The sequence below is a fragment of the Janthinobacterium sp. FT14W genome (genome assembly GCF_009208755.1).
Classification (GTDB): Bacteria; Pseudomonadota; Gammaproteobacteria; order Burkholderiales; family Burkholderiaceae_D; genus Janthinobacterium; species Janthinobacterium violaceinigrum.
On record NZ_WFLL01000149.1, the window covers coordinates 1 to 362 of the forward strand.

General features: G+C 48.9%; 1 rRNA gene. It reads left to right on the forward strand.

Annotation, left to right across the window (positions count from 1 at the left end):
• The first annotated feature begins 243 nt into the window (after positions 1–243).
• A 5S ribosomal RNA gene (gene rrf, locus GCN74_RS28385) occupies positions 244–356 on the forward strand.
• Positions 357–362 lie beyond the last annotated feature (6 nt).

The window sequence follows — 362 nt, forward strand, 5'->3', positions numbered from 1 at the left end:
CGTGAAACAACTTTGCGCCGATGATAGTGCTGCAACCAGTGTGAAAGTAGGTTATCGTCAGGCTTGTTATTCGCAGTAGAGAAAAACCCCGCCAGCCATGGCGGGGTTTTTTTTCGTCTGGCGGTTTTGTCGCGATAAAACGATTACTTTTGGCCCCACCTTCAGGCAAATTGCTATATAATTCGCCTCCTCAGATCAGATGGTTTGCTGCCCCATTGGGAGCAGGCTGTTGAAAAAGTTATGCCTGATGACCATAGCAAGTTGGTCCCACCCCTTCCCATCCCGAACAGGACCGTGAAACAACTTTGCGCCGATGATAGTGCTGCAACCAGTGTGAAAGTAGGTTATCGTCAGGCTTGTTA